The sequence below is a fragment of the Streptomyces apricus genome (genome assembly GCF_008369065.1).
In the GTDB taxonomy this organism is placed as follows: Bacteria; Actinomycetota; Actinomycetes; order Streptomycetales; family Streptomycetaceae; genus Streptomyces; species Streptomyces apricus.
In genome coordinates, this window is sequence record NZ_VDFC01000040.1 from 989,026 (window position 1) to 996,568 (window position 7,543).

Genomic DNA, 7,543 nt, shown 5'->3' on the forward strand with positions numbered 1-7,543 from the left:
GCGTAGCCGGGACGGACGGGTGGCGTACCCGGGGCGGACGGGCGGCATGTCCGGGCACGGGACGTGCGAGGCTGCGGTGACGCGGTCGTGTCGCGGTCGTGTCGCGGTCGTGTCGCGGTGACGCGGTCGTGTCGTGGCGCGACCGCGGTGGAACACGGTCGCGCGGAACCGCATGATGATCTACGAGTCAGTACGTCGGACCCAGAGGCCAGAGGAAAACATGCGCACCCTGCCGATCGCCGTCACCGCTCTCGCGGCGACGCTCGCCCTGACCCTGTCCGCCTGCGGCGGCGACGACGGTGGCGGCGGTGACAAGGAGAAGTCCGACGGCAAGTCGGGCGGTTCCCCGACCGTCTGCGCGGGTGACGGGCTCGACCGGGAGGTCGCCGCCAGCGAGGCCCCGGCCGCGGGCGACACCGGGACGGTCTCCGTCACCCTGACCAACGGCACCGGCGCCGACTGCACCCTGGAGGGCTTCCCGGCCGTCGGCCTGGAGGCCGGCGGGACCACCCTGGAGGTCGCCCCGGAGAAGTCCGCGCAACCGGAGAAGCTGACGGTGAAGCAGGACGAGACGGTCGGCTTCACGATCACGTACGTACGGGGTCCCGCCGGCGACGCGGCGAAGGGTGCCGCCGTGGAGACCGCGAAGTTCGAGCTGCCCGGTGCGGACGCCGCGCTGTCCTTCCCGTGGAAGTACGGCGAGGTGGCGCTGCGCAGCGCGACCGAACCGGACGCCTCGGTGACCCCGCTGCAGCGGACGGGCGACTGAGGAACGGCACCGGCACCGGCACCGCCCGCTGACGCGTTCGGGGAACGACCGGTAGACGGCCGTTCCCCGAACAGGGCACTGCGGCGAATCAGCGACCGAAGAGGTCGCCGATCAGGTTGCCGCCGCCGTGGTGGCCCTCGTGACGGTTGTCGTGGCGGTTCCCGCCCTCGTGGCGGCCGTCACCCTCGTGGCGGTTGTCGCCGTCGTGGCGGTCGTCGCTGTCGTCCTCGTGGCTCACGTTCTCGCTCTTCCAGTGGCCGGCCGCGCAGCCCTCGCCGTAGTAGGCGTCGCCGTGGCCGGCGCCCGCGAACTCGCCGCAGGCCCGGAAGCCGCCCTCGTTCCGGCTCTCGTCGTGCTCGTCGGCGAGGGCCGAGCCGGCGCTGCCGAGGATCGCGGTGACGGCGAAGGCGCCGGCGGCGAGGAAGGTACGCACACGCATGGTTGCTCCCATGGAGAAGTTGACGGACGGATGGGCGGGAGATCCGGCCGCGCGATCGCGCGTCCTCGCCGCCCTCACCCCCAGCTTCACGACGAACATCGCGGACGGCGCGAATTGATCAGCCAAACGGGGCGCCCGCCCCGTCCCGGGGTCCCCGTGTCAGGGCGGGCGCCCGGTCCTGGGCTCCTCCGCGTCAGGGCGGGCGCCCCGTCCTGGAGTCCTCCGCGTCAAGGCCGCCGCAGCGGTGTCCGTGCGTTCACCCGGGCGCGGTCCGCCGCCGCGGAGCCCTCCTCCCAGCCCGCCGCGTCGTGCACGCCGCGCATCCGGGTCGTGACGGTGTCCGGGAACATGCGCTCCGCCTCGTCCGCGACCGCGACGTCACGCGCCGCGAGAACCGGCAGCAACTCCCCCTCCGCGGCGGTCACCTGACCCTCCGCCGCGTCCGCCACCGCGGCCAGCCGGTCGCCGATGCGATGCGCGTACGCCGCGAGGAAGGACTGCCGGAAGGACTTCGTACGCTTCCTGCCGCCCGCGCGCTGGGCCGCCTCCGCCTTCGTCATCGCGGCCGTGGCCTGCACGAGGAGGGAGGTGTACAGGAGCTCGACCGCTTCCAGGTCGGGCTCGAAACCGACCACGGTGGAGAAGCCGAGGGCCTCGTTCCACACCGCGCGGCACCGGTTCGCCCCGGCCACGGCGTCCAGGAGGACGGCCTTGGCGGTCTCGTAGGGCGCGTCGACGCCGATCCGCCAGGCCCCGGGCGCGTCCCCGGCGTGCGTGCGCGCCGCGAGCAGCGCCTCGTCGATGCTGTGCCGCGCCATCAGCTCCTGCGCCTTGGCGCTCAGCGCCTCCGCCTCCTCCGGGAACCCGGTCGCCTCCGCCTTGGCGAGCAGCGCGCGGATACGGGTGAGCATGCGGGTGTCCTTGGGGGCAGCGGCGCTCGTGGACCCGTGCGCCTCCGTCCGGGGCACGTGCGCGTCCAGCGGCTCCAGGGACGGCAGGCGCAGCAGCAGGCGGTACAGCTCCAGGACGGCGGTCGCGTACGAGAAGCGGTCGGTACGGGGCGGCGGCGTCCCGGTGCCCGGTCCGGCGCCTGCTCCGGCGGCGCGCGACGTGCCCAGTGCGTCGAGCTGCGCCGCCCAGCGGGCCCCCCGGGGCCTCGGGTCCCGGCCGGCCTCGGCGAGGACCAGCTCCGACACGAGCCGCTCGTGCACCTCGGCCAGCTCGCGCCGCACGATCCGTACGACGTCGGCGGGCTGCCAGCCGCGCCGCCAGGCAGCCGCGACGAACTCCTCGCCGCGGCGGGCGAGTTCGGCGTCCGAGGCGGGGTCGGCGGCGAGCAGGGAGGCGCCGGTGTCGAGGGCCGCGTCGGTGTCGGCGTAGAGGGCGGCCTCGAAGGCGCGTCCGACCGTGGAGGGCGTACTGCTCATCCCCCGATCGTGTCACGGGCGCCGCGGAGATCGCCTGTCAACCCAAGGTTGACACCCTTCCACTGTCAACCTACCGTTGACACATGACGACGAATCCACGCGCCACCACCTCCGTACGCCTCGACGACCTCATCGAGGCCATCAAGAAGGTCCACGAGGACGCCCTCGACCAGCTCCAGGACGCGGTGCTCGCCGCGGACCACCTCGGCGACGTGGCCGACCACCTGATCGGCCACTTCGTGGACCAGGCCCGGCGTTCGGGCGCGTCCTGGACGGACATCGGCAGGAGCATGGGGGTCACCCGGCAGGCGGCCCAGAAGCGGTTCGTGCCGAAGGCCGAGGCGGACCTCGACCCGAGCCAGGGCTTCAGCCGCTACACGCCACGCGCCCGGAACGTGGTGGTGGTCTCCCAGGAGGAGGCCAGGACCGCGGGCAACGACCAGATCCGCACCGAGCACCTGGTCCTCGGCCTGATCACCGAGGCGGACGGGCTGGGGGCGAAGGCGATCACCGCGCAGGGCGTCACCCTGGACGCCGTGCGCGAGGCCGCGAGCACCGCGCTGCCCGCGCGCGCGGAGTCCATGCCCGCGCTCGTCCCCTTCGACGCCGGCGCCAAGAAGGTCCTCGAACTGACCTTCCGCGAGGCCCTGCGCCTGGGCCACAACTACATCGGCACGGAGCACGTCCTGCTCGCCCTGCTGGAGCACGAGGCCGGGACGGGCGTGCTGAGCGGACTCGGCATCGACAAGGCGAGGGCCGAGGCGAACGTCGCGAAGGAACTGGAGAAGGTGACGGGCACCCTCGCGGAGTGATCCGCCGCGGGATCGTAGGGATCCCGGGACCCTGGGGGGGGTGGCCGGGGACTGYGGGAGTCGCCGGGGACCGTGGGGTCATGAGGATCCCGGGGCCGTGGACACCTCGGGCCGGATTGTCGGACCCTGCTGCGAGACTCGTGCCATGACCGACCGGTGGGCCCTCGCGCCGACCGAGGACGGCGGCGCCGAGCTCGCCCCCCTCGGCCCCGACGGGCTGCCCGCCGGACCGATCCTGCGGGAGCCCGACCTCGCCGCGTCCGTCCGCGCGCGGCCGGACGTCACCCGCTGGGTGTGGCGGGCGACGCCGGAGGTCTACCCCCGGCTGTACGCGGCGGGGGTCCGCGTGGAGCGGTGCTACGACCTGGAGGCGGCCGAGACCCTCCTGCTCGGCCACGAGGGGCGGCTCGGCGAACCGCGCTCGGCCGCCGCCGCGCTGGCGAGGCTGCACGGCGGCCCCGTACCGCCCGATCCCCCGCAGCGCTCCGCGGAGCCCGGCTCGCAGTCCTCGCTCTTCGAGCCGCGCCCCGGCCCCGGCAGCCACGTGTCGCTGGCGCAGCTCGTCGAGGTGTACGCCGGCCAGCAGCGCAGACACGACGCGGCCGAGCACCCCGAGCGGATGCGGCTGCTCACGGCCTCCGAGTCGGCGGGCATGCTCGTCGCCGCGGAGATGAACGCGACGGGGCTGCCCTGGAGCGCGGACGTGCACCGCGAGGTACTGCACGAACTGCTCGGCGAACGGTACGCGGGCGGCGAGCCGCGCCGGCTGGTCGAGCTGGCGCAGGAGGTGTCGGCCGCGTTCGGCCGCCGGGTCCGGCCCGACCTGCCCGCGGACGTCGTCAAGGCCTTCGCGCAGGCCGGGATCAAGGTGCGCTCCACCCGCCGCTGGGAACTGGAGAAGATCGACCACCCGGCCGTGAAGCCGCTGCTCGAACACAAGCGGCTGTACCGCATCCGGGTCGCCCACGGCTGGTCCTGGCTCCAGGACTGGGTGCGGGACGGGCGGTTCAGACCGGAGTACCTGGCGGGCGGCACCGTCACCGGCCGCTGGGTGACCAACGGCGGCGGCGCGCTGCAGATCCCCAAGGTCATCCGCCGGGCCGCCGTCGCCGACCCCGGCTGGCGGCTCGTCGTGGCGGACGCCGACCAGATGGAGCCGCGCGTGCTGGCGGCGATCTCCCGCGACCCCGGCCTGATGGAGGTGGCGGGCCGCGGCAGCGACCTCTACCAGGCCGTCTCCGACCGCGCCTTCTCCGGCGACCGCGCGCAGGCGAAGATCGCCGTCCTCGGCGCGATCTACGGCCAGACCTCGGGCGACGGCCTCAAGAACCTCGCGCAGCTGCGCCGCCGCTTCCCCAGGGCGGTGGCGTACGTGGACGACGCGGCCCGGGCGGGCGAGGAGGGCCGCCTCGTACGGACCTGGCTGGGCCGCACCTGCCCACCGGTGGCGGGCTCGGGCGACCCGAGCGACCCGGATGGTCCGTACGGCCCGGACGATCCGGACGGCTCGTACGGCCCGAGCGCCTCGGGCGAGGAGGCCGACGGCCCGGGCGCCGCCGGCACGGGGGCCGGTCCGGAGGACGGCCGGGAGCGGGTGCCGGGATACGCGTCCGCCGGTTCCCGCGCCCGCGCCCGGGGCCGCTTCGCCCGCAACTTCGTGGTGCAGGGCAGCGCGGCCGACTGGACCCTCCTCGTGCTGGCCGGACTGCGCCGCGCCTGCCGGGACATGGCGGCCGAGCTGGTCTTCTTCCAGCACGACGAGGTGATGGTGCACTGCCCGGCCGAGGAGGCCGACGCGGTGGTCGCGGCGATCCGGGAGGCGGCGGAACAGGCGGGCCGACTGACGTTCGGGGAGACACCGGTCCGGTTCCCGTTCACGACGGCGGTGGTGAAGTGCTACGCGGACGCGAAGTAGCCGTTGCGCACGGCACGACGCGGCCAGTCCGCCGTGCCGCGGCCCGATGACGGACCGACAGACCGGCGGCCCGCGGTCAGACGACGGGCGGCCGTCCCAGCCGGGTGAGCCGCCACACGGTGCGCCAGCGCATGGGCCGGCGTTCCCCGGCCGGTGCCCGCAGCCCCTCCACGAACCCGCCGAACCACGCCTTCAGCCCCCCGGCGGACCGCGTCCGCAGGAGGGTCAGCGCGGTCCAGACCGCCAGGTGAACGGGGATCAGCGGCAGCGGCAGCCGCCGCCTGACCAGCCAGACCCGGTTGCGGGCGGTGACGCGGTGGTAGATGGCGTGCCGGGCGGGCGAGGTCTTCGGATGCTGGAGCAGCAGCTGCGGCTCGTACCGGATGGTCCAGCCGGCGTCGGCGGCCCGCCACGCCAGGTCGGTCTCCTCGTGCGCGAAGAAGAACTCGGCGGGCCAGTCCCCGGTCTGCTCCAGCATCTCCATGGACAGGGCGTGACCGCCGCCGAGGAAGCAGGTCACCTCGCCGCCCCGCATGGGGTCCTTGGCACCGAGCCGGGGCACGTGGCGGCGCTGGGTCTCGCCGTTCTCGTCGGCGATGCGGAAGCCGACGATGCCCAGGCGCGGCTCGGCCGCGTACAGATCGCGTACGGTCCGCAGCACGTCGGGGTCGACGAGCAGCCCGTCGTCGTCCAGCTCGACGACGACGTCCACGTCCCCGAACTCCCGCAGGCGCCGCAGGGCGACGTTGCGGCCGCCGGGGCAGCCGAGGTTCTCGTCGACCTCGATGGTGGTGACCTCGCCGGGCAGCCCCAGCCGCTCGGCGAACTCGGGCAGCGGAGACCCGTTCCCGACGATCACGATCCGCTCGGGCGCGACGTCCTGCTTGGCCACCGACGCGAGCAGCGCGTCGACCTCCTGGGGCCGCGTGCCCATCGTCACCACGGCCACCGCGATCCGCGGTCCCACCGACAAGACGCCCACCCCGACCCTCGTCCTCGACTTCGTTCCCGACTTCGTTCTCGGCCTCGGCCTCGGTCCCGCCCGGCCGGTCAGGGAGCGATGCTAGCCGTTCACGACGAAGACTCCTCACGTTCACGGCCCTTTCGGTGCGCGGCGGTTCCTCCCGCCGTCCATTTCACGCATTGCGGCCGGGGGCGGTGGGCCGGGTAGCGTGTTACGCGCCGGTACGAGCCGGAGGCACCCGGAGCGGCCGACGCCGACCGGCCGCAGCCGAGGACGACCGGACGCGACCGGATGCAAGCAGATGCAAGCGGACGCGACCGAGAACGACCGGAGGCGGGCGAGGAAGCCCGGCGGAGCGAGAGCAGAGAGGCCCCGGAGCATGACCGTATCCATCTCCCTCCTCCTGATGGCGGCCGTCGCGCTGACGGCCGCGGTCGCGGGCCCCCGCGTCCTGACCCGCGCCTCCTGGCCCGAGCGGGAGCCGGTGCTCGCGCTGTGGGTGTGGCAGTGCCTGGTCGCCACGGTCCTGCTCTGCTGTCTGACGTCTCTCGTACTGAGTGCCTCGGCGGTGTTCCACACCGTCCGCGCGCACGTGTTCGCGCCCGCGCCGGCCGCCGTCACCGAGGCGTACGACCTGGCCGCGGCGCCGCCCTGGACCACCGCGCTGACGCTGCTGCTGGCCGGGGGCGCCGCCTGGACCACGGCCATGCTGGCCCGGGAGCTGGTGGAGGCCCGCAGGCGCGGCAACCTGCGCCGGGCGCACCTGCGCGAACGCGCCCCCGAGCTGCCGGCGGGCCTTCCCGCCGCGCGCGGTCCCCTCCTCGTACTGGAGGACGAGTACCCGGACGCGTGGTGGATGCCGGGCAGCCGCCCCCAGCTCGTCGTCACGACGGGCGCCCTGCAACGCCTCACCACCCAGCAGCTGGACGCCATCCGGGCCCACGAGCTCGGCCACGCGCGCGCCCACCACGACTGGCTGCTGCACCTGTCCCAGGCGCTGGCCGGCGGCTTCCCGGGCATCCCGGTCTTCAGCCACTTCCGCGACCAGACGCACCGCCTGGTCGAGCTCTCGGCCGACGACACGGCCTCCCGCCGCTGCGGCCACCTCACGACGGCCCTGGCACTGATCGAGCTGAACCAGCACCGGGGCGTCCTCTCCTGCGCGGTCCCGGCGTACAGGTGATCAAAATCTGATCACCGGGCCGAGCGCAGCTGAC

At 74.5% G+C, this 7,543-nt stretch carries 6 protein-coding genes and 1 pseudogene; 4 read left to right on the plus strand and 3 right to left on the minus strand.

All coding sequences use genetic code 11. The annotated features are described in order from the left end of the window. Window positions 1–220 precede the first annotated feature (220 nt). The gene (locus tag FGF04_RS17525) at window positions 221–769 is read left to right on the plus strand and encodes a DUF4232 domain-containing protein (protein WP_149512180.1); all 549 of its coding nucleotides are present in this window, start codon (window positions 221–223) and stop codon (window positions 767–769) included. Between the two features lie 88 nt (window positions 770–857). On the opposite strand, the gene FGF04_RS40075 is transcribed toward FGF04_RS17525, so the two are convergent. Both FGF04_RS40075 and FGF04_RS17535 read right to left on the minus strand, forming a co-directional pair. Then, window positions 858–1,208 (minus strand): hypothetical protein, encoded by a 351-nt coding sequence (locus FGF04_RS40075; protein WP_188114111.1) that lies wholly within the window; start codon window positions 1,206–1,208, stop codon window positions 858–860. Window positions 1,209–1,435: 227 nt separating this feature from the next. Further along, a complete protein-coding gene (locus FGF04_RS17535; RefSeq protein WP_149512181.1) occupies window positions 1,436–2,635 on the minus strand; it encodes a DUF2786 domain-containing protein in 1,200 nt (399 codons plus the stop codon). A gap of 83 nt (window positions 2,636–2,718) precedes the next feature. On the opposite strand from FGF04_RS17535, the gene FGF04_RS17540 reads away from it, so the two are divergent. Together FGF04_RS17540 and FGF04_RS17545 are read left to right on the plus strand one after the other, a co-directional pair. After that, window positions 2,719–3,447, plus strand: coding sequence for a Clp protease N-terminal domain-containing protein (locus tag FGF04_RS17540; protein ID WP_149512182.1), 729 nt, complete (start codon window positions 2,719–2,721; stop codon window positions 3,445–3,447). Between the two features lie 145 nt (window positions 3,448–3,592). Continuing rightward, window positions 3,593–5,362, plus strand: a complete 1,770-nt coding sequence (locus FGF04_RS17545; protein ID WP_149512183.1) for a bifunctional 3'-5' exonuclease/DNA polymerase — start codon at window positions 3,593–3,595, stop codon at window positions 5,360–5,362. Between the two features lie 76 nt (window positions 5,363–5,438). Here the strand turns inward: FGF04_RS17545 and FGF04_RS17550 are convergent, their stop codons facing one another. Beyond that, the gene (locus FGF04_RS17550; RefSeq protein ID WP_328596376.1) at window positions 5,439–6,344 is read right to left on the minus strand and encodes a glycosyltransferase family 2 protein; all 906 of its coding nucleotides are present in this window, start codon (window positions 6,342–6,344) and stop codon (window positions 5,439–5,441) included. Between the two features lie 361 nt (window positions 6,345–6,705). Here FGF04_RS17550 and FGF04_RS17555 point away from each other — a divergent pair. Then, a pseudogene (locus tag FGF04_RS17555) lies at window positions 6,706–7,543 on the plus strand (M56 family metallopeptidase); the annotation flags it as partial.